Source organism: Shewanella sp. AC34-MNA-CIBAN-0136, assembly GCF_040309945.1.
Lineage (GTDB): Bacteria > Pseudomonadota > Gammaproteobacteria > Enterobacterales > Shewanellaceae > Shewanella.
This window is the reverse complement of record NZ_JBEOPJ010000011.1, coordinates 146305-172962: the sequence shown is the minus strand read 5'-3', so window position 1 is coordinate 172962 and position 26658 is coordinate 146305. Positions and strand designations below refer to the sequence as shown.

Below are 26658 nucleotides of genomic sequence, written 5' to 3'. Positions count from 1 at the left end.
ATTACCCCTCCAGCTTAGTGCGATCGCGTACAGCACCTTTATCAGCACTGGTTGCCAATAATGCATAAGCTTTAAGGGCTAATGACACATAACGCTCACGAGATACCGGCTTCCAACCTAACGGGCCTTTAGCATCCATCGCTGTGCGACGCTGAGTCAGCTCTGCTTCACTAACATTTAATTGAATGCTGCGCTTGGGAATATCGATCGCAATTTGATCGCCGTTTTCGATCAGTGCAATAGTGCCACCTGATGCTGCTTCTGGTGACACATGGCCAATAGACAAACCAGAAGTACCACCCGAAAAACGACCATCGGTAATTAACGCACATTTAGCGCCTAAACCACGCGATTTCAAATAGGTTGTTGGATACAGCATTTCTTGCATACCAGGGCCACCTTTTGGGCCTTCGTAGCGAATAACAACCACATCACCTTCAACCACTTCGCCGCCTAAAATACCGGCTACCGCATCATCTTGGCTTTCGTACACGCGAGCACTACCAACAAAAGTTAAATTAGACTCATCAACCCCTGCCGTTTTGACAATACAGCCATCAACGGCAACATTACCTGACAATACCGCTAAGCCACCTTCTTGACTAAAGGCAAACTCACGCGAACGAATACAACCATTTTCACGGTCGTCATCAACACTGTCCCAACGACAATTTTGGCTAAATGCTTTAGTGGTTGGAATACCCGCTGGGCCGGCGCTAAAAAAGCGGATCACAGCTGGGTCGTTAGTCTGTTTAATGTCGTATTTAGCTAATACTGATTTTAAATCGCCGCCATTATCTGCGGCCACATGCGGTACATCGTTATGGATTAAACCTGCTCTATCTAACTCGCCTAAAATACCCATCACCCCACCAGCCCGGTGAACATCTTCCATATGATATTTAGGCGTTGATGGTGCAACCTTACATAGATGAGGCACTAAGCGCGATATGCGATCAATATCGGCCATGGTAAAGTCAATTTCCGCCTCTTGCGCGGCAGCCACTAAATGCAACACTGTATTAGATGAACCGCCCATGGCAACATCAAGTACCATGGCATTTTCAAATGATTTAAATGACGCAATATTACGTGGCAATGCCGTTGCATCGTCATGCTTGTAATAACGTTCAGCCAACATCATCACGCGACGACCCGCTTCTAAAAATAATTCACGACGGTCTTCATGAGTTGCGAGCATGGAACCGTTACCCGGTAACGATAAGCCTAAGGCTTCGGTTAAACAGTTCATCGAATTAGCAGTAAACATGCCCGAGCATGAGCCACAAGTAGGGCAAGCACTGCGTTCGATTTGTTTACTGTCTTCATCACTGACATTAGAGTCTGCACCGGCGATCATGGCATCAACTAAATCAAGCTTAATAATTTGATCAGATAGCTTGGTTTTACCCGCTTCCATTGGTCCACCGGATACAAATACCACCGGAATATTTAACCGTAGCGCCGCCATTAACATGCCAGGAGTAATTTTGTCGCAGTTAGAAATACACACTAATGCATCTGCACAATGCGCATTGACCATGTATTCAACACTGTCTGCAATTAACTCGCGCGACGGTAAGCTATACAGCATGCCGCCATGGCCCATCGCAATACCGTCATCTACGGCAATGGTATTAAATTCTTTGGCAATGCCACCTGCTTCTTCAATGGCACCTGCAACCAATGATCCCATATTCTTTAAATGCACATGCCCAGGGACAAACTGAGTGAACGAATTGGCTATCGCGATGATAGGTTTACCAAAATCATTTTCTTTCACGCCAGTGGCACGCCATAGTGCGCGGGCGCCTGCCATGTTGCGGCCTTCGGTGCTGGTTGCTGAACGTAATTTTGGCATTGCTAATATCCTTGTTTAATGTGGATCGCGTTATCGGTTTATTCACCTTATAACGACTAAAATAATCTCTAAATAAATAGTCTCTAACTAAATCGTGCTGGATTTAATCGTAAACTTTAGCCGTTGGCGACTTGGTTTAATGGTGCCGCCGATAACACTTTACAGTGCGTGACATCAATTAATTTATCTAACTGGTTGCTGAGCAATTCAATGGCACGTTCGGCCTCAACCCATAAGTCGACCGCCATACTGGCGTCTTCATTAATGCGAACCTGCATTTGGGTGACTTTAAAACCACGATGGCGAGTAACACGTAGCACGCGTTCCAGTACTTCGGGACGTTGTTGAACGGTTATTTCTAATGCATGCATCATGTTTGCTTCTCCATTTGATCCATCATTTCACTATTACTCGCACCCGGTGGCACTAGAGGCCATACATTAAAAGCATCATCAATCGACACATGTAACATAAAAGGACCGCTACTGTTCAACATATCATCTAACCCTTGTTCGACTTGATCCGCTCGCGTTATCGTTCGACCTGGAATATCAAACGCCGATGCCATCAGGACAAAGTTAGGATTGTCAGATAAATCTGTTTCACTGTAACGCTCTTCAAAAAATAACTGTTGCCATTGCTTAACCATACCCAGTTTTTGATTATCAATCAGTAAGATTTTTACCGGTAATTTACGACGCTTAATGGTGGTCAATTCTTGAACATTCATCATAAACGAACCATCACCAGAGACCGTGACCACAGTAGCATCAGGTCGGGCAACTTGGGCACCAATAGCAGCAGGTAAGCCAAAACCCATAGTGCCTAAGCCAGCACTGGATAAATGATCCTCAGGACGGCGGAACCACATGTGCTGTGCAACCCACATTTGATGCTGGCCGACATCACAAGCAACAACACTGTCTTCTGGTAGTTTATTGGCTAAACGGCGTAACATCGCTGGCGCATAAATTAAATCACCTGGATGTTGGTAATTCCATTGGTGCTTACGGGATAACTCCTCAACATCGGCTTGCCATTGAGCAATATCCAGTTTGCCAGTAACGGCGGCCGTTAATGCAGGTAACACTATGCTAAGTTCAGCAGCTATCGCCACGTCAGCTTGACGTAACTTACCGATTTCGGCGGCATCGATGTCTAAATGCAATACTTTGGCATTACTGGCAAAACTCGCAAGCCGACCGGTAACGCGGTCATCAAAACGCGCGCCTACGACCATCAATAAATCACATTCTTGCACAGCAAGGTTTGCCCCTTTGCCACCATGCATACCCAACATGCCTAAATAACCTTTAGTGCCATGTGCAATACTGCCCAAACCCTTTAACGTTGCCACTGATGGAATGCCTGTGGTGTCGATAAACTGACGCAACTGCGCAACTGCGCCAGCCATACCCACACCACCACCAACATACAACATAGGCTTCTTAGCGTGCTTAATTAATTCCGCTGCCGCATCTAAGTCAGTCACCAGAGGCTGTAATTCATCATTAACACTTTGAAGGGGGGTTTTGTATTCTAATGCTGCAAGTTGAATGTCTTTGGGAATATCAACTAAAACCGGACCAGGACGTCCTTCTGCTGCAATTTCAAAAGCGCGATATAAGGTGGGAATAAGCTCATTGATGTCGGTGACCATAAAACTGTGTTTGGTGCATGACAACGACATACCTAATACATCTATCTCTTGGAATGCATCGGTACCGATAACACTAGTAGACACTTGGCCCGTTATGGCAACTAGTGGAACCGAGTCAAGTAAAGCGTCGGCAAGTGAGGTGATTAAATTAGTGGCCCCTGGGCCAGATGTTGCAAAGCACACCCCGGTTTTACCACTAGCACGGGCATATCCCACGGCAGCAAACGCGGCACCTTGTTCATGACGGCTAAGCAAGTGCTCTACAGGACCACCATAAAGGGCATCATAGATTGGCATAATCGCCCCACCAGGATAACCAAATACGGTTGTCACACCATGTGCTGCTAGCACTTTGATTACTGCATCCGCGCCGCGCATTTTCTGTCCTGCTTCCATATGTTGCTCTCTACTTCGTCAATGTATCTGCTGCTCTACTGTGTAATATTGGGTCTTTGGTTTTACTTAAGCCTAAAACTAAAAAACCCCCGGTCCTTTCGGAGCGGGGGTTTTTGCAATCTGTTTGACTCTTAGGTCAGTCTAGTTGCCAAAACGCCACCCCCGCTGTGACTTAATAATCACTACGGTAATAATGTCGAGAATGAGAATGGCTGTGTGGTTTAACATGTTTTAGACTGTATCCTAAGTTTCTAGTATTAATTCGTTTGGTTATGTTTAAATAACATTACGGTATAACTAACAAGTACCATAAAAGATTTATCCAGCACAACTAAAAAATTGCCATTATAAAAAAAATTCAGCTTCCCTGCCGAGACAATGCAAACAACAACAAAAACTTAACGCATGAGTTCAACGAATAAATAATTAGAACTCAATCTAACAATTTGTTTTTTCAGCGTCCTAATCAATAACATTAGGACGTTTCGATTGATGCCTGTCCGACAACGACAACATAAACATGTTGCAAAAAACACTGAACAGGTACTTCACCAGTGACCTTATACGTTAGCTCGCTTCAACAATACTTTTCATATCGGTCATGTAACCACGTAACTCAGCGCCGATATACTCAACCTCTGTATTACGAATTTGTTCATTGACGTCGATTAAGCGAAGGTTATCAACACCTGTTGCTTGATCTTTAAGTCCAGCACCTAAATACTCAGATGGCATAGCGTTAACATAATCACGTAACATAGGTACCGCTGCATGGTTGAATAAGTAACAACCGTATTCAGCCGTATCCGAAATAACCACGTTCATTTCATATAAACGCTTACGTGCAATTGTATTGGCAATCAACGGTGTTTCATGTAGCGATTCATAATAAGCCGACTCTTCAACAATGCCTGCTGCAACCATGGTATCAAATGCAAGTTCAACACCCGCTTTGATCATTGCCACTAAGAAAATACCTTTGTCGAAATAGGTTTGTTCATCGATATGTTCAGATGACACAGGCGCATTTTCAAATGCGGTTTCGTTGGTTTCAGCTCTCCAACGCAACAAGTTAGTGTCATCATTAGCCCAATCTTCCATCATAGTGCGAGAGAACTCACCGCTGATAATGTCGTCCATGTGCTTTTCAAATAATGGCTTAAGGATAACTTTCAACTCTTCAGCCATATCAAATGCTTTGATTTTAGCTGGGTTTGATAAGCGGTCCATCATGTTGGTAATGCCGCCGTGCTTAAGCGCTTCGGTAACAGTCTCCCAACCTTGCTGAATTAACTTGCCGGCATAACCAGGTTCAACACCATCAGCGACCATTTTCTCGTAACCTAAAATGGCACCCGTTTGTAACATGCCACACAAAATGGTCTGCTCGCCCATCAAATCTGACTTAACTTCAGCCACAAACGATGACATTAATACACCGGCACGGTCGCCACCAGTAGCACTTGCATAAGCTTTAGCAATCGCTAAGCCATCACCATTTGGATCATTTTCTGGATGCACTGCAATCAATGTTGGCACACCAAATCCACGCTTGTATTCTTCACGAACTTCCGTCGCTGGACATTTTGGTGCAACCATAACCACAGTAATATCAGGACGAACTTGCATGCCTTCTTCAACGATATTGAAACCGTGTGAGTAAGATAACGTAGCACCTTGCTTCATTAATGGCATAACCGCGTTTACAACATTAGTGTGTTGCTTGTCTGGTGTAAGGTTTAACACTAAATCAGCCGCAGGAATAAGCTCTTCAAAGGTGCCGACTTTAAAGCCGTTATCGGTGGCTTTTTGCCACGATGCACGCTTTTCAGCAATGGCTTGCGGACGTAAGGCAAAAGAAATATTTAGGCCTGAGTCACGCATGTTTAAACCTTGGTTAAGGCCTTGTGCGCCGCAACCTAAAATCACGATATTCCAATCTTTAATATATTGGCAACCGTCACTGAATTCAGTACGGTCCATAAAGCGGCATTGTGCTAGTTGAGCTAATTGTTGACGTAAATTCAGAGAGTTAAAATAGTTAGCCATCTGATACCACCTATAAAATTTAGTAATTTGGGACTCAACATCTTATAAGTCAGCGACCCTAAGCGTTGTGATTGAAGTCACTATAGCGCATGCATATGATTGCTTAAAATGATATATTCGGGACATGACGTTGCAATTACTGCAACATGGAATGCTTAACCTAATATTTAACTTAACTCTCAACTTAATACGTGCTTGAAGGTGCTGTGATGGATATCCGTTCACTTAAAATGTATTTACACTTATGCGATAGCCTGCATTTTGCCAAAACGGCAGAGCAATCGCATGTTAGTCCGTCAACCTTAAGCCGTGCGTTGCAGCGTTTAGAAGAGGAACTGGGCAGTAAATTATTTGACCGAGACAATCGAAGCGTCACGATTACCCACGCAGGCGTTGAATTTAAACGTTTTGCAGAGCAAACATTATCGGAATGGACCCAGCTGCGCAGTCGAATTGACCCAAGCCAACAGTTTTTACATGGCAATCTTAATTTGTACTGTTCAGTTACCGCAGCTTATAGCCATTTACCGGCACTGTTAGATCGGTTTAGACGTGAGCATCCCCATGTCGATATCAATCTCAACACGGGAGATCCAGCCAATGCGGTCAACCAAATTCAAAAAAATCGCGCCGATATCGCTATTATTGCATTACCGGAGGCGTTTCCTAGTAGCTTGCATTTTACTCCGATTGATAAAGTACCGATTTCCGTCATTGCGCCCACAATACAATGCCAAGTTCAGCAATGGGTAAACCAGCCAAAAATTGACTGGGCTAAACTGCCCTATATCGTACCGGACCATGGTCCCGGCAGAAAAAGGATTGATTTATGGTTTAAGCAAATGGGCATAAAACCTAATATTTATGCCCAAGTCTCTGGTCAGGAGGCAATAGTGTCTATGGTCGCACTCGGCTGTGGTGTTGGTATTAGTCCAGAAGCGGTGATCCACAATAGTCCGGTACGCGATCGCATCCAAACCTTAGCTTCGCCAATCCCGATCCCGCCATTTGAATTAGGCTGTTGCTGCAAAGAAAAACGCACCAATGATCCAATCATTAGTGCGTTCTTAGACATCATTTAATGGTGCCGTGTAGATTGTTTAAGCTAATTGACTTAAGGCAGTGGCGGCATCTCAATATCTAACCGAGTAACCAGTAGTTGGTCGACTTTGTATGAGTCAATATCGACTACCTCAAATTTGTAACCTGCATAATTGACAAAGTCAGTACGTTTGGGGATTTTGCGCAACATATACATCATAAAACCAGCAATGGTTTCGTAATTTTGATTATGCGGAAACACTTCAATATTAAATGCTCGCATGACATCAGTAATCGGTGTCACCCCATCGACTAACCAAGAGTTACCATCACGGGCAACAATTTGTTCTTCACTTTCATGTAATGACCACGCGCCCATAACGGCACTTTGTAAATCATTGGTGGTAACTATGCCAACAACCAAAGCATATTCGTTCATCACCACCGCAAAGTCGGAACGATTATTCTTAAAATATTCCATCGACTCAGACAAGGTTAACGTATCTGGAATGATGAGGCAGTTATGCACTAACGTACTGCCTTTTAAGGTGATGTTCTCGCCGTTAATTACCCTAATCAGTAACTCTTTTGCATCAACAAAACCTTTGATCATATCCAGTTGACCATCACAAACTAAAAATTTGTTATGCGGGTTTTTAGCAATTTTCTGTTTGATGTCTTCTTCGCTGTCTTGCAGTAAAAAATACACTAAACTTTCACGTGCTGTCATTGCAGAGGTCACCGACACCGACTGCATTTCAAACACGTTTTCCATCATTTGTTGTTCGCCTTTATCCATCACCCCAGCTTCAGTACCGGCTGTCATCATGGCGTAAATATCATCATGGGTGACTTGGTCGTTACGTGCTGTAGGCACTTGCAACAATTTAAAAATTGCATTGGCCAAACCATTAAAAATCCACACAAACGGCTTTAATACTTTAATGCACAAAATAATTGGCATTACAAAAGTGACCGCAACTTGCTCTGGGATCACCATAGCAATTCGTTTAGGCATCAAATCAGCAAATAAAATAAACAATGAAGTGACCGTCACAAATGAACAAACAAAACTCAGCTGTAAACCCCACTCATTGCCCAATAAAGGCAACAGTAATTGTTCAAAATGAGGTCTAAAGGCTGATTCACCCACAATACCGCCCATAATCGCGACCGCATTGAGTCCGATTTGTACCACGGTAAAAAAACTGCCTGGATGCGCCTGAAGTTTAAGCACTTTTGCGGCACGCAAATCGCCCTCATCAGCCATTAATTGCAAACGCATTTTTCGTGATGCCGCGAGGGCAATTTCAGACATAGAAAAAAAACAACTAATGCCGATCAGGCACAAGATGATCAATAAATTATCAGAGAGGCTCATAGTTTACCTTTACCTGAATACTAGCCAAAATATCAGGAATGTATGTACATATCTTTGTTGCAAAATGGGCAAATGCAAGACCTCAGCCATTTATTAACATTCAAATTAATAAGGCTAATGATTCAATACAGATAGAAATAACGAGTGATGGAATATCATTATAGTGTTTCACGACAACAGACCTATTTATAATCGGTCTCTGCGAACTATAAAGCGACGGTATTCTACTCAACATCAGTCATTTAAACTAGCTTACAAGCACAACTTTATCTCACTTATTTAGCCTTTATCACGCAAAAAAAAACATCACTGCTAAACTGTAACCACCTCTTCATTTGTATATTATTCAAACAAAAGGAATTGTTGATGGCGATAGCCTGTGTATTTACTCGAGCAAGTTGTGGTGTAGAAGCGCCAAGAGTCACTGTTGAAGTTCATTTAAGCAACGGTTTACCCGCATTTAATCTAGTCGGACTGCCAGAAACTTCTGTCAAAGAAGCCAAAGAGCGTGTCAGAAGTGCGTTGATTAATGCGGGATTTGAATTCCCTCAAAAAAGAATTACCGTCAACCTAGCCCCAGCAGATTTACCAAAACAAGGTGGCCGCTATGATTTGCCTATTGCAGTCGGTATTCTCGCCGCATCAAATCAAGTTCCAGCTAAAGCGTTACACCAATGCGAGTTTGTTGGTGAGCTGGCTCTTTCTGGGCAAATTCGACCTTGCAGTGGATTATTACCAGCCATTATTGCGGCACGTAATGATCAGCACCATTTTTTTATGCCCATCGAAAATAGACATGAAGCAGAGCTGGTTGGCTATAAGCACAGTTATTTTGTCGCTCACTTGCAAAACTTGGCGGCATTCCTACATGGCCAAGCACAATTGCCGTTACTCGATACCTTACCCGAGTGGATTGAAGAAGAACCTCTGGTGCAATCATCGCTATGCATGAGCGATGTTATTGGCCAATATCAGGCAAAACACGGGCTTGAAATCGCCGCAGCCGGAGGACATAACATGTTGTTTATTGGCCCCCCAGGGACGGGGAAAAGTATGTTAGCCAATCGTATTATTCCGTTATTGCCAAAACTCACTTACGATGAAGCCATTGAAGTGGCAGCGATTCATTCTGTCGCCGGATTACATGTACAACCGCAAAACTTCCTTAACCGCCCTTTTCGTTCGCCGCATCATACATCATCATCTATTGCACTTATTGGCGGCGGCAGCCATCCCAAACCAGGTGAGATATCATTGGCGCACCGTGGAATATTATTTCTTGATGAAATAGCAGAGTTTCCTCGAAAGGTACTAGATTGTCTTCGAGAACCTTTGGAAACGGGTCAAGTTGAGATTTCACGTGCGGCAGCAAAATTGACCTTCTTAAGTCGATTTCAACTCATTGCCGCAATGAACCCAAGCCCTTGTGGTGATACGGAGCGCGCACGTTCGACCCCGGATCAAATTCAGCGTTACTTATCACGTTTATCTGGGCCGTTTTTAGACCGCTTCGATTTAACCGTAGATGTTCCTAAACTTCCTGCTGGCACCTTAACCCAACAACACCAACCCAGTGAGTCCAGCGTTGAAATAGCTAAACGGGTCAAACAAGCACGCGATCTACAACTCAGCCGCTCTGGGGTATTAAACAGTGAATTAACCCCAAAACAACTCAAACAAGATGGCGCTATAACTCAACCAGATCTCGCTTTTTTGGAACAAAGTGTCGTGAGCTTAGGATTGTCTGTACGTAGTTTTCATCGGATTCAACGGGTATCTCGTACCATTGCCGACTTACAGCAATCCCCTACAACTGAGCGCAGTCACATAGCTCAAGCCCTTGGCTATAGGGCCATGGATCGATTACTGGCAAAATTGAATCAGCAATAAACGTAATTTAACCTATCGTATAGATTGAGCAAAACTGCGACTACGAGTAACATAGCCCTCCGTTTAATAGGAGAGAAAAATGTCGCTGCTTTCGAAAATCAAAGGTTCAATTGCATTCTTATGCTATTTATTTAATACCATTTTTTGGACCATCCCTATCTTGGCGTTCAGTATTGTAAAATTGATCCCGATTGGCATTTGTCAAAAAATATGTAGTTATATTCTCGACAATTGCGCTACTGCATGGATCGGTGTCAATACGATAGTAGAATCAATTTTTCATCCAATGCGTATCAATGTCACTGGCGACCAATCTTTTTCTGAACAAGAATGGTACATGGTTATTGCTAACCATCAATCGTGGGTCGACATCCTCATTTTACAGCGAGTATTTAACCGCAAAATTCCCTTTTTAAAGTTTTTCCTCAAACAAGAACTGATTTTTGTCCCGGTACTTGGCCTCGCTTGGTGGGCATTAGACTTTCCATTTATGCGCCGTTACAGCACATCACAGTTGCGAAAAAATCCTAAATTGAAAGGTAAAGATATCGAGATTACTCGTAAAGCCTGTGAAAAATTTAAAACGAAACCTGTGAGTATTATGAACTTTGTTGAAGGTACTCGTTTTACGGCAGCTAAACATGATAAACAAGGCTCACCTTTTCAGCACCTTCTAAAACCTAAGGCTGGAGGAATGGCATTCGCATTATCCGCTATGGGAGAGCACATTAATAAACTGGTTAATGTCACCATATATTATCCAGATACCGTACCGACTTATTGGCACTATATTTGTGGTGGATTATCAGAGGTAAGAGTGGACATTAAAATCACTGATATTCCTCAGCGTATGCGTGGTGATTACCTAAAAGATCGCGAATTTAAAATTGAATTTCAAGAGCAGCTCAATCAACTTTGGCTAGATAAAGACCTGCAGTTACAAAATTTTGCGTCACAAGCAAAACAAGAGGGTTAACAAAATATGCTGGCTTTTTTACCTGGTCCAATACTGTTTATTATCAGTCTGACGCTATTGATCATCAATACCATTGTATGGAGCTCATTATTAACCATTGGCGGTGTGGCTAAATTATTACTGCCGTTCTTGCCTGCTCGCCGATTATTAACGCGAATAATGAACCGTTTTATGTGGTCATGGGCCACATGCAATGGCGGTATTTTATATTTGATATCCAACATTGAATGGGATGTAAAAGGGTTAGAGAAACTCGACCCAAACGGTTGGTATTTACTGATCAGTAACCATGTCAGTGGCTTTGATATTGCAGCCCAAACGTATTTATTGCGTAACCATATTCCAATGTTGAAGTTCTTTTTAAAAAAAGAACTATTATATGTACCAATAATGGGCTTAGGTTGCTGGGCGCTCGACATGCCGTTTATGGATCGTACGAGTGCAGCAAAACTGAAAAAAAATCCTAAATTGAAAGGCAAAGATCTGCAAACAACCCGCAAAGCTTGCGAGCGTTTTAAGGACATGCCTACATCGATTATTAATTATGTTGAAGGCAGTCGGTTTACCGAAGAAAAACGACTACGTCAGAATTCACCTTATCGCCATTTATTACGTCCTAAAGCCAGTGGGATAGCTTTTACACTCTCAGCAATGGGCGAACAGTTTACCGGCCTGCTAAATATCACCTTGGTTTATCCTGAAACCTCGGAAAAAGTATTGGCGAATGTAATGCACGGACGCACTAAAAAAGTGGTGATCCGTATTGAAACTCTGCCCGTACCCAAAGTGGACTCAGAAGTCTACTTTTCAAGCCCAGAAACTCGTGTCGAATTTCAGCGGTTGTTAAATCAGCTTTGGCTTGAAAAAGATCAGCAAATAGATGACATAATAAAAGCTTACCAACAGCAGTAACTGCATTGAAGAGGTTAAACTGTCATAAAACCGACAAATGACGATTTTCTGTTGCGTTAAAGGTGTAAAACTGTCAGTTTTATAAGGAAAAAGAGTTTATCGATAACTCAATTGATAAAATTAATTAACAATTGAATGTGTAAGACTTAATGTCGGATTTTATTGTTAATATAATTGAAAGTTGTCACAGCCTTTCCAATAAATTTTTTATAGGTGAAATTTGAATTTTCGTGCATTCACGCTTTTAACACACTGGCTAATTTTAGTCATAACATTGAGTTTTTCAGTGTCTGTTTCAGCGCAAAAAAATGATCCTTATGACAGCTTAACCGAAGTAAAATTTGACCATTTCAGTACCGAAGGGGACCTTAATCAAAACTCGATTACTCGTCTGTTTATGGACAGCTCAGGAATGCTTTGGATAGGGACTCAAGACGGTCTACACAGCTATAATGGTGTTGAGTTTGATTTATACTTAAAACAGCCAAAAAATACCAACTCTATCTCAGGCAATTTAATTACTGATATTTTGCAGTCACCTGACGGCGATTTATGGATAGGCACCTTCAACAATGGACTCAATCGATTTAACCTTACTACAGGGGAGTTTACTGCGTTTAAACAACCCCAAGGCTTAACTGAACTTCAGGTAACCCATCTTGCCGTGATTGGCGATACCTTATGGGTAGGTACTCGTTCGGGTTTGTACATACTATCTTTAAAAACCGAAAAAATTATTCTCGTCAGTTTAGGCAATAATATCACGCCCAATATTACCAGCATTGCCAATATTGACGATAAATACATTGTCGTTGGCACTCAATCACATGGCACATTTGCCATTGATAGTAATACTATTATTCGGCTTGATATCCCGCTCAATATGACGGTAAACCAAATCAAATCCAGCTCTGTTTATTCCGTCTGGCTGGCCATCGACAACCAAATTTGGCGCTACAATCTCGATACCCATAAAAAAGAACTGATATGGTCGCATGATGATAGTTTTGGCGATAACCGTAAGATAATTGATTTTATCGTGGTTAATGCCAATCAAATTTTTGCTATCGGCAACAATACCGGTTTATTCAAACTCGATTTTATGGGTGGCAAGTGGCACAGCACACTTTATAAACATGATCCGCAAAAACTCAATTCCATCAGTGCTAATACACTACAAAACCTAATGCTAGATCAAAACGGCACCCTATGGATTGGTACAGGTTATTCGGGCATCGATAAACTAAATCTCAGCCATCAATATTTTAGCCACTTTTACGACTACCAAACCAATGCTCCGGGCATGGCAAACATGATCCGCGTCATTTTCAGGGACACACAGCAACGCCTGTGGATAGGCACCGATGGTGCTGGACTTAAGTATTTGGCCCCCGATGATAACCAATATCATTACATCAATGATTTATTTGCAAAAACATTAGCGATACCTACAGAACAGTTATCCTTGATAGTGCATGACATTAAACAAGATAAACAAGGTTTACTATGGTTTGCCACCAACGTAGGGCTGTTTACCTTAGATAAGAGCAATACCCTGCAGCAAATTAAACCGGCAAACGCACAATTTTATGCCGATACCCAAATCCGCAGTTTAGCCTTTGATGACAAAGACCGTTTATGGATAGCCAGCTCACAAGGTTTGTATTTTATCTCTGAGTATACAAATCGCATGATGGCTTATAACTTCGGTTTTCAAACTGATTTTTCGCCATTCAAATACCAAATTATTAAGCTTTATTTTAGCCAAGGTTATTTATGGCTAGGCACTATGGGCGGAGTGGTAAGGCTTTCAGCTGAAGCACAAAAACTAGACTTTTTGAGCCATGATTCAGAAAACCCTTACAGTCTAAGTGACAATCGTGTCAGAGACTTTTTGTTAGCAGAAAATGGCGACTTTTGGGTGGCTACTCATGGTGGTATAGACAAGCTAACAATAGAATACGGCACGTTTAAATTTGAAAGAATGGACGTCAACGCAGACAAAAGCAGTAATACAGTTTATGCGATTTTAGAAGACGAAAAACACGATTTATGGCTAAGTACTAACTCGGGTATTTCACGTTTTACTCCGAGTAATAAAAGCTTTATTTCTTATAATAAATTCGAAGGTTTGCAAGCCAATGAATTTAATGGTTCAGCTAAGTTTAAAGAGCTTAACGGTACCTTATGGTTTGGTGGTATTCGAGGCCTTAACCAATTTAACCCAAGCACTATTCCAAGCCAAAGGTCCGAGAACAAACTGGCGCTGACAAAATACACGATTGGTGAAACCCAACACCCTATTCGCGACTTAAGCCATGCTCCGCGCATTATCATGCCTTATGAACAACAACTCATCAGCTTTGAAGTCGGCTCGCTCAATTTCAGTTACCCAGGATTAAGCCGTTTTAGCTACTTTTTAGACGGTTATGACAACGATTGGCGCGAATTATCCCATGGCAACGAAATCACCTATACCAACTTACCACCTGGTGAATACAAGTTAGTGGTTCGTCATGCGCTAGGGACGAATAGATACAGCCAATACACACTTAATGTGAACGTGTCAGTAGTGCCACCAATGTATATGAGCAACACAGCTTATATTCTGTATATTACGGTCGGATTATTAATTATTGTTTGGTTTTTTTATGCGCGAAAGAAAAAACAGGCCAAGCAACGTGAATTTGACAACAGTATTCGCGCCTCTGAAGAGCGCTTAAAACTGGCACTTTGGGCTTCTGGCGATGGTATGTGGGATTGGAACATTAAAGACGATAAAGTCTATCGAACTAACATGATCGAGCCGATGAGTTTTTCGTTAAAAGATCAGTTATTGAATAAAAACATTGATCCAGAAGACCGACCACGAGTGCAAAAACTGCTTAACGATCACCTTAACGGTGAAAGTGAGTTCTTTGAAGCAGAGTATCGCGTTGAAACTAAACCTGGAGAATGGGCTTGGGTGTTAGATCGTGGTCAAATTGTTGAACGTGATGGGAATAATATTCCAGTGCGAATGGCTGGAACTCATAAAGACATTACTAGCCGAAAAATCACAGAAAACGAACTCAAGCTATCATCGCAAGTCTTGTTTAGTATGAACGAAGCCGTTGTCGTTGGTGAACTAGACTATCAAATACGCTCAATCAATCCAGCTTTTAGTCGCATTACTGGCTTTAAACATCGTGATGTTGTCGGTAAGCATTTCTTGTTTTTAACCATGGGAAAGCAGTCGCGCGAGTTTTATAACTCAGTTGAAACCCAGCTATTAAGACACAAACATTGGGCCGGTGAAATTCACATTAGAACCCGCAACCGTCGCGGTATTCTTGCATGGCTAGAAATTAACCAAGTTATCGATAATAAAGGTGAAACGAGCCACTTTGTGGCGGTGTTCACCGATATTACTGCCCGTAAAAAAGCCGAAGAAGATTTACGAGTATTGGCTAACTTTGATCCACTGACCGGACTGCCTAACCGCACTTTATTCCAGGACAGGCTCAACCAAGCCGTGACGAAAGCACACCGTGCCAATAGCATCGTAGCATTGTTATTTTTAGATCTTGACCGATTTAAACATATCAATGACTCAATGGGCCACCACATCGGTGATTTACTGCTTAAAGCCGTCGCGCATCGCCTGCAAAATGCTGTACGAGATGGCGATACCGTTGCACGCTTAGGCGGAGATGAATTTACCATTATTTTAGAAGGTGTTGCCAAAACGAAAGCCGCCACCATTATTGCCGAAAAAGTGTTACACGCTTTTCAAACACCTTTTTTACTTGACGATAAAATACTGACTATATCACCGTCGATTGGTATCAGTTTGTACCCAGAAGATGCAGATGATACCACCTCATTGATTAAGTATGCTGATACCGCCATGTATCACGCAAAATCACTGGGGCGCAATAATTTCCAATTCTATACCGAGCAATTAAACCAATATGCTACACGTCATGTTCAGTTAGAGGCCGGACTTAAAAAAGCGATTCAAGACAATGAGCTATATTTGGTTTATCAACCTAAATACGATGTAAAAACTGAAAAAATTATCGGACTGGAAGCGTTAATGCGCTGGGAAAGCCCAGAACTTGGCTTTATTTCACCGGTTGAGTTTATTCCGCTGGCGGAAGAAACAGGCATCATCAATCAGATTGGTCAATGGGCTATTCAACAAGCCTGTAACCAACTGGCGCAATGGCATCAACAAGGTTTTGAGCATATATCTGTCGCCGTTAACCTTTCAGCCAGACAATTGAAAGCCGATATCATTTCGACCATAGAAGTCGCATTAGCGGTATCTGGATTACCGGCAAGCGCCTTAGAACTCGAATTAACCGAGTCGATGATTATGGGTAACCCACAGGATTCCGTTGCCGTGCTATCGCAACTCAAAGCATTAGGCTTAACCATTGCGATTGATGACTTTGGTACCGGATACTCAAGCTTAAGCTATTTGAAACGCTTCCCAATTGATACCTTGAAGATTGATCGTGAATTTGTACGTGATATAACTGAAGATCCTGACGATGCTGCCATCACTAGCGCCATTATAACCTTGGCACACAGTTTAGAGCTTAACGTTGTGGCTGAAGGTGTTGAAACCCAAGCGCAATTGAATTTCTTACGTGAGGGGGGTTGTGATCAAGTACAGGGCTTCTTGCTCAGTAAACCACTGAGTGCGGTTAATTGCCTTGCATTATTAACGCAAGACAAAGTTAAGATTAGTCATTCATAAGGCAAAATAAAAGCTCCATTTAGGAGCTTTTATGTGTATTTTACTGATTGAATAAACTATAAACTATAAACTGTAAGCTATAAACTACGGTGCAACACGTTCAACGCGTTTTACCCAGCCTTGCGGTGCAGTAACGTTGCCTTTTTGTAGCTCAGTAAACAGCTTATAAATACGCTGAATATTAGGACCTACCTTACCGTCGCCAACGGTCAAAACCCGACCATCTTCGAAGATATATGAACTGACAGGCGATACCACCGCAGCAGTACCAAATCCACCCGCTTCAATAATTTCACCCGCTTCAATATCAGCAATGAATTTATCTAACATCACCGTTTCTTGTCTCACTTCACAACCCAGCATATCCCCAAGTTCCATAATGGACTGAGAGGTAATGGATTTTAAAATGGTGTCTGTGAATGTCGGAATAATCACAGTGCCATCTTTTAGAATGTGAAAGTGATTCATCGCGCCAGCTTCTTCAATTTGAGTATTAGTTGAATCTAAATACAATACCTGCGATGCGCCATATTCTACAGCGGCTTTACCTGCACGCAGTGAAGCAGCATAGTTACCAGCAGCTTTTGAAGCACCAGTACCACCAGATACTGCACGGTGGTACTTAGTACTGATTAACAAGCGAATACCATTATTAACCCCAGAGGCATAATACGCTCCAGATGGGCTTAGCATGACGCAGAATGTATATTGCTGACTAGGGCTAACAGACAAACGATCTTCTGTTGCAAAAATAAAAGGTCGAATGTATAAACACGCACCTTGTTGCTGTGGGAACCACAAACGGTCAACATCAATAAGGGCATTAATTGCCTTTACTTGCATACTTTCATCGATATTCGGAATACACACGATATCGGCAGAACGGTTCATGCGCTCAGCGTTTTTATTTAAGCGGAAGGTGTAAATCTCGCCATCTTCGTGCATAAAGGCTTTAGCGCCTTCAAAAATTGATTGGCCATAATGCAATGACATTGCACCGGGTGCCATTTCAAACGGGCCGTAAGGAACTATGCGCGGATCGCACCATTGACCATCACGATAATCCATCAAAAACATGTGATCAGTACGAAGCTTACCGAAACCCACATCGCCTTCAGGCTTAAATGGCTCTGTGCGGCGCTCTGACGCTGATTTTAAATTATATTTTATGTCCATTGCATACCACCTTAAAAACTGAGCTTGCAGACTATGGAGGCTAGAGAATAATGTCAAGTCGCAGCCCTAGATCCTAAATCAAAATACGTCAATTGAACGTAACAAGCATCAATATATTTATTCATACTGCAACAGACAAACTGTCAGTGCATATCTCATTCTGTCACTAGCCTAATCACAACGCATCAATCAAGATTAATCAAAGTTATGTCACCAAGAATGATTATCCATTTATGGCTAACTTGCCACTGCTGCAATCACCGAAATTTCAACCAAGTATTCAGGTTCGGCAATCGCTGCTTGTACACAAGCTCTTGCTGGGGCATGCCCTTTGGGTAACCAGTTGTCCCACACTTGATTCATTGCATCGTAATCAGCCATATCTTTAAGGTAAATAGTGGCTGATAAAATATGATCGCGTCGACTACCAGATTGTACGAGCAAGCTTTCGACCTCTTCAAGCATGGTAATAGTTTGGGTATTAATATCGGTGAACTTATCTTTAGCCACCTGGCCACACAGATAAACGGTATTGTTGTGGATCACAATACTGCTCATGCGAGTGTTAACATCGAGTCGGGTAATTGTCATAAAAAGGTCTTTTACTGTCTTGGTTAGCAGATGAAAATAGCGCGATCTGAGATAAAGCACAATATAGTACGATTTATTGAATATATTTTAGCCACTTAGTTTTAAAGGCTATTCCTATAGGCCTTGTCACTGCTAGAATCGGGTTTCCATCCAGAAACGTATAGGACTCCCCATGAGCCTTGAATTATTGTCCCAACTGGAAACCAAAATCCAGGCAACTCTCGAAAATATTGAGCTACTAAAAATGGAGCTTGATGAAGAGAAGCAAAAGAACGAAGCGTTGCTTTCACAGCAACAAGAATTGACACAAAAAAACCAACAATTGCAGCAAGACCTAAACTCTTGGAGTGATAAGGTCAACGGCCTTGTTGGTTTATTGAATAACGAAATCTAAATGGATTGATACTGCTTTGATTGTATTTCAATCAAGGCATTTAATTCACTGATAGCCTGCTTAACTTTCGGCAGGCTTTTTTTCGTCTGTAAAAAGCGCCCTTTATCAAACTCGAGTAACCCTAAGTCTTTTACCCAAATCACGCCACTCAAAAAGATCCTAGCATGCTTAACTATCAATTTAGGTGCATAAACAGGGAACATTCTCATACGACTTCCTCCAAGAAAATACATGCACAAGGTGCAATGAAATAACGACGATAAGCCATGTATAAGTCGGAAATGTAAATGTTCAAAGCAGATATAAACCACTATTCACTTTCTTGTTAAGCACAACTTCAATGTCATCAAGTTTGACCACATGATGCCGAAAGAGTTTCATTAACATGCTATTTTTTATTGTTCTGATAAATCCCATAAATCTCAAGTGACACTTTAATGCCGCTTGCCAATATTTTGACGCCATGTTAAGATCTTTGATGTTACTCAGGGTAAAAAAGAGTCATTTGACTCATCTCCGTATCGTCTTTTATAGACATACGGTTTTTTTTTGCCTGCGATAAACTTCGACTCCGCGCAATCAACATCCCGCCTAAACCACAGCATCAGCCTCTTGTTTAAAAATATGAGTATTGTTTGATAACCTTTGCTGAAATTTAGACAACAAAAAAGGAGCCGAAGCTCCTTATTTAACAAACATAAGTTGTGTAGATTACTTTTTGTTCATTGATGTTAAGTAAAATGCGATATCAATTAATTCATCATAAGATTTAATCGAGCTGGTTTCGACGCGATATTTGCCGTTAACTACTAATGTTGGTACACCAGAAATTTTAGCATTTTCAGTATCACGCTTCATTTTCGACATCTGAGCGTTCACCATAAATGAACTTGCCGCTGCATCGTAAGCTTTACCATCTACGCCGTTAGCTATAAATACTGCTCTGATATCGTCTGCGCGAGTAAATTGCTGACGCTTGTCGTGGATAGCGCTAAATAAAGCTGCGTCCATTTTTTTCTCGACATTTAACTGCTGAGCAACCGCAAAAGCACGTGACATTTCTACGCCCATTTCACGACCGATAAACTCAACGTGAGACTGATTAAATGTGACACCTTCAGGTAAGTTCGCTTCAATTTTAGGCACTACTGTTTTAGAAAAATTAAAACAATGTGGACAATAGAATGAGAAAAACTCAGTAATTTCTGGCTTGGCAGTTTCAGGGCCATCATTAATAACCGTGTAATGTACACCTTCTTTATAATCGGCAGCCATCGCAGCCATAGGCGCTAGCAGGAGTGCAGCAGCCATCAGTAATGCTTTTTTCATTTTACTTCCTTCTAAATAGGCAAAAATATAAATACGCTGGCTCTATCATAGTCTAGCGTTAGCCTGTAACTCAATCGCTAGTCAATTGTATTTGTAACTAAATACTATTAGGTAGTGATTATGAAATATTGTTAATTAAAACTAGGTAAACTCAATGGTGGCTCATTAAGCGCAGATAACTGCTCCTTAAACGCCAGAGTTTGTTGTTCCCAATACTTAATATCGCCAAACCATGGAAAATTCATCGGGAATGCAGGGTCATCCCAGCGCTTGGCTAACCACGCATTATAATGCACCATCCGGAAAGCCCTTAACGGATCAATGAGTGCCAACTGTCTCGCATCAAAATCACAAAACTCTTGATATCCCTCTAATAAAATATCAATTTGTAATAATTGCTGCTGACGATCTCCGGTCAACATCATCCATAAATCTTGTACTGCTGGCCCTTGCCTGGCATCGTCTAAATCAACAAATCCAGGTCCATCTGGTGTCCATAAAATATTACTAGGGTGTAAATCTCCGTGCAAGCGTATAGAGGTAAAATTGTGCTGCTGCCATATCTGCTTGGCTTTCTCTAAAACTTGCTCTACTACGGTGAAAAAAGCTGTCTGCATCGAACTGGCAACAATACCACTTTCGCGTAAATAGCGATAAGACTCATCGCCCAAAATGGCAGGGGTCAGCGATTCACGGTATTTAAAAGGCTGCATTGCGCCATATTGATGAATTCGGCCAATAAAGCGGCCAACCGATTCAAGTTGTTCAAGATTGTCTACTTCAAATGCCCGCCCGCCAATAGACGGAAAAAGACCAAAACGATAACCTTGATACTCAAATAAGGTTTTACCTTCAATAACGACAGGAACGGCAATAGGAATATCTTCTGCCGCCAATGCCAAGGCATAATCGTGCTCTTCTTGAATTTGTTCATTGCTCCAACGATGCGGCCGATAAAACTTCACCACATAACGAATGCCTTGATCGCAGCGGAATTGGTACACCCTATTTTCGTAACTGTTTAATGCTAATAGCCCCGTCTCAGGGAAGACGCCGATGCTTTCGATGGCATCTAAAATGAGATCGGGTCTCAATGCCTGAAAATGAAACTCTGCGCCTGTACCGTTGTCCATGTATACCTTCTTAAGCAGTTTGAATATGTGGGGCAAGTAGCGTTAATAAAAACGCTAATACGTCTAACTCATTTGCGCTATCGGTGGAAATCCAACAAATATCACCATAAAACTCATAATGTAACCATAAAGGGCTGCCTTCAAAGTTCAGTAACCATTGATGACGATCTGCGCCCCATTGGCGCTCTCGAATATCACAATCAAGTGCAGCCGCTAGCGGTTCTGCAAATCGTTCAAATTGCTCAAAATCCACTTCAGCTTGAATAACAATACTCAATGCTGCGGGATCTAATTTGGCTGATAATAATTTCATAATCGACTCAGATAAAATACATCAATTAACTGCTACAAGACATTATTAAGCCTTGTCCCCATTTAGGTGGGCGTTTGGCAAAATCTTCCATCTCGGGTTGTTCGTCAAAAGGACGTTGTAAAAGTTGTTGAAGTTGCAATAACTTGCTGTTGTCGCCATTTTCTTCAATCTCGATAATAGCTTCCTGGGCAAGGTAATTGCGCAAAATATATTTAGGGTTGGCACTATTACGCTCACATTGCCATGCATTCACATCCGCCAGTTCACCTACTCGGTTTTGATAAGCTTGATGCCAAGTATCAAAGCCAGCAAGGTCGACCATATCGTCTCGTAAACTAGAATGCACACTACTCGGGTCTAGTTGGCCAAAACGGCGTAAACTATTGGTATAATCAAGTTGGTTAGTTTCGAGTAATCCGGTTAATTGCCCCACAAGCTGCAAATCTTTGTTATCGAATTCGGCCTGTTCCTCTGCATTAACAACATTTGGGTTAATATTGGATTGAGAAAGGCCTAACTTAGCGCGCATGAGTAATAAATACTGCTGAACTAATTCAAATTGATACGTATTTAGCGCTGCGATTAAATCATCCGACTCGATAATAGGCGTTAATGTTTGCGCCAAACGCTTGAGGTTCCATAATCCAATTCCTGGTTGCTGGCCAAAGGCATAACGACCTTCGTGATCGGAGTGATTACAGATAAAGTCTTCTTTAAAGGTGTCTAAGAAAGCAAATGGGCCAAAATCGAAGGTATCACCAAGTATCGACATATTGTCGGTATTCATCACCCCGTGAGCAAAACCAACAGACTGCCAATGAGCAATCATTTTAGCGGTAGACTGCACCACCTCATAAAACCATTTTTTGTAACCTGCTGCATCGGTTGATAAATGTGGAGAATGCTGCTGAATCGTAAAATTAACTAATTGAGTCAGTTTGGCTGCATCGCCTTGCTCGCTATGAAAGAAATATTCAAAATGGCCGAACCGAATGTGACTTTTTGCCAAACGTACCGTTATTGCGGCCGTTTCTTGGCTTTCGCGCCATACGGGTAAATCGGAACCAATAACTGCTAACGCACGGCTGGTAGGTACATTTAGCGCAGCAAGCGCTTCGGATACTAAAAACTCTCGTACTGCTGAGCGCATTACCGCCCGACCATCACCTTGGCGAGAATACGGTGTTGGACCGCCGCCTTTTAACGCGACATCCCAAGCCCCATTTGGACCAATAGCTTCACCTAATATAATTGAACGACCATCGCCCAATCTTGGTGTATAGCCACCAAATTGATGGCCACTATAAACTTGAGCGTAATAACTGGCACCAGGAGCTGCATAGTTGGCCGATAATTGCATCAACAGTTCAGTATTGGGTTTGTCTAAACCAATTAATTGAGCCGCGTCATCACTCCAACCCAGCCAATGAGGATTACTGATGGGTAAAGGATAAACTTGCGAATAAAAGCCTTCTAGTTGCTCAAAAAAATCTTGCTTAAACTGCATTATTTTGTACCCACGACCTGATTTTCACACTGCAATTGTTGCTTTTCATCTATCTGACACAACTCGCCACATGCAAACGCTTGCTCTGCAGGCACTGACGAGGCTTGCAAGCGTAACATTCCAGCACCTTTAGCTTGGCATTGCTCCAATGAATCGTAAAAACCGGCAATGTGGTCTTGCAGTACTATTTGGGTCGGTATAGGTGTTCGATCTGCAACATAAAATAAGGTCCATTCAGGTGTACGAATACAACCGGCAAGTAAAACTACTGTGGCAGTAAACAGCAATGTTTTTGTTAATGTACGAGTCATTAATGTCATTTTAAACCTTGAAAGCATTGGATTTGAAGCAACAAAAAAGCGAACCAAGGTCCGCTTTCCTTTTGAATATCATACCTGATATCCATCCAACAGTATTGATTAGCCTATTAGCTCGCTTTGGTTTTGGCCTTTTCTATCCGCTTTATGCGTCCTTCAAAGCCAGTGACAGTGCCGTCGGTTAGCTGGTATTCAAGCGCTTGCTCGCACACCTTAATCGCCTCATCAAACTGACCAACATCATTTAACAATGTCGATAACTGCATAAACGCTGGCGATTTGATTTCATCAGTGCTTTTTTGAGAGACATATTGTTGATGTAATGAGCGATATAACCCTACATAGGTTAATTGTAACGCCGCACCATATTGACAATAATCGCTCTGTTTACGCATTTTATAGCAATGATTAATCACACTGGCTAAGCCATTATGCTGGCTTTGAAGATCGTTAGCGTTATTGGCAGCATCAACCTGTTGCAGAAAACTTTCGCTGGCCCAATCGCCTTCAACACGGTTTAGACTCAAGGACAAGCCTTGATCACTTGGTGCATCAACCTCTGCAGTAGCAGATACTTTAGGCTCGGCATCTGCATTGCTCACGTTAGCTTTGTTCTCGCTAGCATTGTTCTCGCTAGCTTTGTTCTCGTTTGCAGCAGCAACATCCTTAGGGGCAACTTCAGGCGCAGAAACCACCTCAGTGACTATACTTTCGGATTTAGGAGTTTTGGGCTTAGTCGGTTCCGGAGCAATTTCGACAACATCAACAGCTTCACCAACGTGCTCCACTGGCGCTGTTGGCTTTTCGCTGAACTCGTCAACAGGATCAACATCAACTGAAATAAGTTCATCGGTCTTCACTGTAACCTCAGTTAATACCTCATCTGCTGCCGACTTATCCATAACGACATGCTCAGACTCTGCCATAGTCGTATCGTCTGCTGCCGTTAAAGGTTGAGCAACCTCACTGGATGAATGCGATGTGGCATTACGATCGGTTTTATCACGTTCTTGTTTTGCCACCGCTTGAGTACGTCTGTACAAATACAGAGCAATTGCAATCAATATGACAGTTAAAATTACCTTCATTAGGCTTCCACCTTGCTGATTATGTGCCAGAGCACATTGTTTTAACTCACTCACAACAGCATTCATTGTGAGGCAATGTAATGGTTTAATGATACTGCGCTGTTTTTTTAAGCACTAGCCATTATTATTTCAATGTACACTATAAAATCAAGTATTTATCTATTTTAATCTGTAACAAGTCGTAGACCACTCGCCATTTCGCATCAGTTTTAATCATTTTTGCGATCTCAACCTCAAAAAAAGGACATTTTGAGCCAAAGATCAAAGTTAAATAAGCGGAGTTTGTCAGCTACTATTGCCAAGTTTACACTACTAATATCCGACTGTTTTACTAAGGTATTTAATAAGAGATAACACTATGGATGATACAGAACTATTAAGCGGTAAATTACTCTACGAATTTCGAACCATGCAAGCTATGGTCGAAATCTACTGTAAAGCGCACCATCCTCTTAAACCCTCCCAGGGTGTATGCCTGCAATGTAGTGAGTTTTTAAGCTATGCCAATACTCGACTCGATCGGTGCCCCTACGGCCAAGACAAGCCCACTTGCAATAAATGCCCGGTGCATTGTTACAAACCTCATATGAAACAAAGAGCACGTGAAATCATGATGTATGCAGGGCCAAGAATGCTGTTACCTCATCCAATTTTTGCCATTAAGCATTTATTGGCAGAACGCAAACCGGCACCAGGCCTGCCGCCAGAAAGAGTTTCAAACAGACATTTACGTAAAGTAAAGCAAAGTTAATAACCGAGAACTACTCGGTTTACACAAAGTAGGTTAGTATTCACTATCGTCAAAGAGAGTGAAAATGAACCAATTTAACGATTTATTCATTCAAACATACTGGTGGCTCTCCTTGCTAGGAGGCATTCATTGTCTTGGAGTAGGCTTGTATGTTCATTATATTTACCAAAGTGCCACCCGCAGCCATAGCCTGTTGGCTGGGATCTTTTTACTTATCGGCTGTTATTTTTTAACCGGTTTACTTACCCCAGAAACCACCCCTATCCCGATACATTTAACCCTTACACTGTTTATCCCTATCTATTTTTTACTAATGCCAATGCTGTATTTATATTGTAAAAGCAGCCTAACAGCACAAGATTACCAACCACTGTTAATCAAACATTTTGGCTTTGCCATTATCATCGCCTTAGTGACCAGTTCAACCATATTATTTCATATTGGTATCGATCCAAAAAATTCCAATAACACCATTGGAACTCTGGGTGAAATAAACAGTATTAATCTATTAGCCGTGGTTTTACCCATCCTATTAATGCTACAAACCTTTGGCTATTTTGGGGCTATTTATCGTTTATTATCCCACTATCGCCCACAATATTTGGCCAATAGGCAGCCTAACTTACAAGTAATACGATTTCGCTGGCTAAGTGTATTAACCATCGGCATTCTCATTAATTGGATACTGCGTATCGTGTTGGTCTATTTACCGTTTTACTTAGGCGACTCCGTTTTATTATTAACCCAAGCGGTAACACGTTTAAGCCTATTATTAACCGTATATGTGTTGGCGTTATATGGCATCCAGCAAGTCACCCGATCGGCCTATTTACGCGGGTCGCTCAATGCTTCCAACCAAGCTACGCCATCAACCAAAGAGCCGCACACTGATCCACTGCTGGACGAGGAAGAAATAACTTACTTACATCATTTAATGGTCGATGAGGATGGGCGCGACCCAAACGATAATTCAGCTGTAGAGAGAGATAAAAAAAAGGATAAGTAAGACAGAAAACTGACTGATTTCCCCGTACACATCACCCTAAAAAAATGTTCCACCGTTTACCGATGCTCGCCGAGTATAAATGTTTATTAACTCGCACCCATTAGGGGTTATGCTACTCTATGGCGAGTTTTACCATGACA

22 protein-coding genes are annotated in these 26658 nt (G+C 41.9%); 8 read left to right on the top strand and 14 right to left on the bottom strand.

All coding sequences use genetic code 11. From position 1 onward, the window contains the following. Nucleotide 1 precedes the first annotated feature (1 nt). The 4 genes from ilvD to ilvC form a co-directional block, all read right to left on the bottom strand. Nucleotides 2-1861, bottom strand: coding sequence for a dihydroxy-acid dehydratase (ilvD, locus tag AAEY94_RS12875; protein ID WP_350979015.1), 1860 nt, complete (start codon nucleotides 1859-1861; stop codon nucleotides 2-4). 116 nt (nucleotides 1862-1977) lie between these two features. Next, the gene (ilvM, locus tag AAEY94_RS12870; RefSeq protein WP_011635912.1) at nucleotides 1978-2235 is read right to left on the bottom strand and encodes an acetolactate synthase 2 small subunit; all 258 of its coding nucleotides are present in this window, start codon (nucleotides 2233-2235) and stop codon (nucleotides 1978-1980) included. Further along, nucleotides 2232-3917 (bottom strand): acetolactate synthase 2 catalytic subunit, encoded by a 1686-nt coding sequence (ilvG, locus tag AAEY94_RS12865; protein ID WP_162022166.1) that lies wholly within the window; start codon nucleotides 3915-3917, stop codon nucleotides 2232-2234. The genes ilvM and ilvG overlap by 4 nt, the downstream gene beginning before the upstream one ends. Before the next feature lie 567 nt (nucleotides 3918-4484). Continuing rightward, nucleotides 4485-5966, bottom strand: a complete 1482-nt coding sequence (ilvC, locus tag AAEY94_RS12860) for a ketol-acid reductoisomerase (RefSeq protein ID WP_192116352.1) — start codon at nucleotides 5964-5966, stop codon at nucleotides 4485-4487. Between the two features lie 209 nt (nucleotides 5967-6175). Between ilvC and ilvY the strand changes: the two genes are divergently transcribed. Continuing rightward, a complete protein-coding gene (ilvY, locus tag AAEY94_RS12855; RefSeq protein ID WP_101087268.1) occupies nucleotides 6176-7048 on the top strand; it encodes an HTH-type transcriptional activator IlvY in 873 nt (290 codons plus the stop codon). A 32-nt stretch (nucleotides 7049-7080) separates the two neighbouring features. On the opposite strand, the gene paeA is transcribed toward ilvY, so the two are convergent. Further along, on the bottom strand, nucleotides 7081-8388 hold the full coding sequence (paeA, locus tag AAEY94_RS12850) for a polyamine export protein PaeA (RefSeq protein ID WP_101087269.1): 1308 nt from the start codon (nucleotides 8386-8388) through the stop codon (nucleotides 7081-7083). 366 nt (nucleotides 8389-8754) lie between these two features. Between paeA and AAEY94_RS12845 the strand changes: the two genes are divergently transcribed. From AAEY94_RS12845 to AAEY94_RS12830, 4 genes are all read left to right on the top strand, one after another. After that, on the top strand, nucleotides 8755-10278 hold the full coding sequence (locus AAEY94_RS12845; protein ID WP_350979014.1) for a YifB family Mg chelatase-like AAA ATPase: 1524 nt from the start codon (nucleotides 8755-8757) through the stop codon (nucleotides 10276-10278). Between the two features lie 79 nt (nucleotides 10279-10357). Continuing rightward, nucleotides 10358-11254 carry a 1-acylglycerol-3-phosphate O-acyltransferase, YihG family gene (yihG, locus tag AAEY94_RS12840; RefSeq protein WP_335692665.1) on the top strand — a complete coding sequence of 299 codons (897 nt, stop codon included), beginning with the start codon at nucleotides 10358-10360 and terminating at the stop codon, nucleotides 11252-11254. Nucleotides 11255-11260: 6 nt separating this feature from the next. After that, on the top strand, nucleotides 11261-12166 hold the full coding sequence (gene yihG, locus AAEY94_RS12835; protein ID WP_350979013.1) for a 1-acylglycerol-3-phosphate O-acyltransferase, YihG family: 906 nt from the start codon (nucleotides 11261-11263) through the stop codon (nucleotides 12164-12166). A gap of 286 nt (nucleotides 12167-12452) precedes the next feature. After that, complete coding sequence (locus tag AAEY94_RS12830) at nucleotides 12453-16913, top strand: EAL domain-containing protein (RefSeq protein ID WP_350979012.1); 4461 nt, start codon at nucleotides 12453-12455, stop codon at nucleotides 16911-16913. Nucleotides 16914-16997: 84 nt separating this feature from the next. On the opposite strand, the gene AAEY94_RS12825 is transcribed toward AAEY94_RS12830, so the two are convergent. Continuing rightward, complete coding sequence (locus AAEY94_RS12825; protein ID WP_101087273.1) at nucleotides 16998-18089, bottom strand: branched-chain amino acid aminotransferase; 1092 nt, start codon at nucleotides 18087-18089, stop codon at nucleotides 16998-17000. Nucleotides 18090-18326: 237 nt separating this feature from the next. Beyond that, a complete protein-coding gene (locus AAEY94_RS12820) occupies nucleotides 18327-18680 on the bottom strand; it encodes a RidA family protein (RefSeq protein ID WP_162022163.1) in 354 nt (117 codons plus the stop codon). Between the two features lie 172 nt (nucleotides 18681-18852). Here AAEY94_RS12820 and AAEY94_RS12815 point away from each other — a divergent pair, with 172 nt between their 5' ends. Continuing rightward, complete coding sequence (locus AAEY94_RS12815) at nucleotides 18853-19074, top strand: cell division protein ZapB (protein ID WP_011635901.1); 222 nt, start codon at nucleotides 18853-18855, stop codon at nucleotides 19072-19074. Here AAEY94_RS12815 and AAEY94_RS12810 read toward each other — a convergent pair. From AAEY94_RS12810 to AAEY94_RS12780, 7 genes are all read right to left on the bottom strand, one after another. Next, complete coding sequence (locus AAEY94_RS12810) at nucleotides 19071-19283, bottom strand: DUF1107 domain-containing protein (RefSeq protein ID WP_101087275.1); 213 nt, start codon at nucleotides 19281-19283, stop codon at nucleotides 19071-19073. The genes AAEY94_RS12815 and AAEY94_RS12810 overlap by 4 nt on opposite strands. A gap of 502 nt (nucleotides 19284-19785) precedes the next feature. Further along, nucleotides 19786-20403: a thiol:disulfide interchange protein DsbA/DsbL gene (locus AAEY94_RS12805; protein WP_101087276.1), complete on the bottom strand. Its 618-nt coding sequence runs from the start codon at nucleotides 20401-20403 to the stop codon at nucleotides 19786-19788. Between the two features lie 131 nt (nucleotides 20404-20534). Then, nucleotides 20535-21536, bottom strand: coding sequence for a serine/threonine protein kinase (locus AAEY94_RS12800; protein ID WP_350979011.1), 1002 nt, complete (start codon nucleotides 21534-21536; stop codon nucleotides 20535-20537). A 10-nt stretch (nucleotides 21537-21546) separates the two neighbouring features. Then, nucleotides 21547-21849 carry a DUF3630 family protein gene (locus tag AAEY94_RS12795; protein ID WP_101087278.1) on the bottom strand — a complete coding sequence of 101 codons (303 nt, stop codon included), beginning with the start codon at nucleotides 21847-21849 and terminating at the stop codon, nucleotides 21547-21549. Nucleotides 21850-21874: 25 nt separating this feature from the next. Next, nucleotides 21875-23356 carry a protein adenylyltransferase SelO gene (locus AAEY94_RS12790; protein WP_192116357.1) on the bottom strand — a complete coding sequence of 494 codons (1482 nt, stop codon included), beginning with the start codon at nucleotides 23354-23356 and terminating at the stop codon, nucleotides 21875-21877. Further along, nucleotides 23356-23676, bottom strand: coding sequence for a hypothetical protein (locus tag AAEY94_RS12785; protein WP_192116358.1), 321 nt, complete (start codon nucleotides 23674-23676; stop codon nucleotides 23356-23358). Before AAEY94_RS12785 ends, AAEY94_RS12790 begins: the two co-directional genes overlap by 1 nt. Nucleotides 23677-23783: 107 nt before the next feature. Beyond that, a complete protein-coding gene (locus AAEY94_RS12780) occupies nucleotides 23784-24761 on the bottom strand; it encodes a hypothetical protein (protein ID WP_350979010.1) in 978 nt (325 codons plus the stop codon). Nucleotides 24762-25119: 358 nt separating this feature from the next. Here AAEY94_RS12780 and AAEY94_RS12775 point away from each other — a divergent pair, with 358 nt between their 5' ends. Then, nucleotides 25120-25512 (top strand): nitrous oxide-stimulated promoter family protein, encoded by a 393-nt coding sequence (locus AAEY94_RS12775; protein ID WP_101087282.1) that lies wholly within the window; start codon nucleotides 25120-25122, stop codon nucleotides 25510-25512. 64 nt (nucleotides 25513-25576) lie between these two features. Beyond that, a complete protein-coding gene (locus AAEY94_RS12770; protein ID WP_350979009.1) occupies nucleotides 25577-26518 on the top strand; it encodes a hypothetical protein in 942 nt (313 codons plus the stop codon). Nucleotides 26519-26658: the final 140 nt, after the last annotated feature.

What these genes read in the sequence shown, in the direction of transcription:
- AAEY94_RS12825 (WP_101087273.1), bottom strand. Translation starts at nt 18,089, where the DNA reads ATGGACATAAAATATAATTTAAAATCAGCGTCAGAGCGCCGCACAGAG.
- paeA (WP_101087269.1), bottom strand. Translation starts at nt 8,388, where the DNA reads ATGAGCCTCTCTGATAATTTATTGATCATCTTGTGCCTGATCGGCATT.
- AAEY94_RS12810 (WP_101087275.1), bottom strand. Translation starts at nt 19,283, where the DNA reads ATGAGAATGTTCCCTGTTTATGCACCTAAATTGATAGTTAAGCATGCT.
- AAEY94_RS12820 (WP_162022163.1), bottom strand. Translation starts at nt 18,680, where the DNA reads ATGACAATTACCCGACTCGATGTTAACACTCGCATGAGCAGTATTGTG.
- AAEY94_RS12815 (WP_011635901.1), top strand. Translation starts at nt 18,853, where the DNA reads ATGAGCCTTGAATTATTGTCCCAACTGGAAACCAAAATCCAGGCAACT.
- AAEY94_RS12845 (WP_350979014.1), top strand. Translation starts at nt 8,755, where the DNA reads ATGGCGATAGCCTGTGTATTTACTCGAGCAAGTTGTGGTGTAGAAGCG.
- ilvG (WP_162022166.1), bottom strand. Translation starts at nt 3,917, where the DNA reads ATGGAAGCAGGACAGAAAATGCGCGGCGCGGATGCAGTAATCAAAGTG.
- ilvC (WP_192116352.1), bottom strand. Translation starts at nt 5,966, where the DNA reads ATGGCTAACTATTTTAACTCTCTGAATTTACGTCAACAATTAGCTCAA.
- AAEY94_RS12785 (WP_192116358.1), bottom strand. Translation starts at nt 23,676, where the DNA reads ATGACATTAATGACTCGTACATTAACAAAAACATTGCTGTTTACTGCC.
- AAEY94_RS12775 (WP_101087282.1), top strand. Translation starts at nt 25,120, where the DNA reads ATGGATGATACAGAACTATTAAGCGGTAAATTACTCTACGAATTTCGA.
- yihG (WP_335692665.1), top strand. Translation starts at nt 10,358, where the DNA reads ATGTCGCTGCTTTCGAAAATCAAAGGTTCAATTGCATTCTTATGCTAT.
- ilvY (WP_101087268.1), top strand. Translation starts at nt 6,176, where the DNA reads ATGGATATCCGTTCACTTAAAATGTATTTACACTTATGCGATAGCCTG.
- yihG (WP_350979013.1), top strand. Translation starts at nt 11,261, where the DNA reads ATGCTGGCTTTTTTACCTGGTCCAATACTGTTTATTATCAGTCTGACG.
- AAEY94_RS12795 (WP_101087278.1), bottom strand. Translation starts at nt 21,849, where the DNA reads ATGAAATTATTATCAGCCAAATTAGATCCCGCAGCATTGAGTATTGTT.
- AAEY94_RS12780 (WP_350979010.1), bottom strand. Translation starts at nt 24,761, where the DNA reads ATGAAGGTAATTTTAACTGTCATATTGATTGCAATTGCTCTGTATTTG.
- ilvD (WP_350979015.1), bottom strand. Translation starts at nt 1,861, where the DNA reads ATGCCAAAATTACGTTCAGCAACCAGCACCGAAGGCCGCAACATGGCA.
- ilvM (WP_011635912.1), bottom strand. Translation starts at nt 2,235, where the DNA reads ATGATGCATGCATTAGAAATAACCGTTCAACAACGTCCCGAAGTACTG.
- AAEY94_RS12770 (WP_350979009.1), top strand. Translation starts at nt 25,577, where the DNA reads ATGAACCAATTTAACGATTTATTCATTCAAACATACTGGTGGCTCTCC.
- AAEY94_RS12805 (WP_101087276.1), bottom strand. Translation starts at nt 20,403, where the DNA reads ATGAAAAAAGCATTACTGATGGCTGCTGCACTCCTGCTAGCGCCTATG.
- AAEY94_RS12790 (WP_192116357.1), bottom strand. Translation starts at nt 23,356, where the DNA reads ATGCAGTTTAAGCAAGATTTTTTTGAGCAACTAGAAGGCTTTTATTCG.
- AAEY94_RS12800 (WP_350979011.1), bottom strand. Translation starts at nt 21,536, where the DNA reads ATGGACAACGGTACAGGCGCAGAGTTTCATTTTCAGGCATTGAGACCC.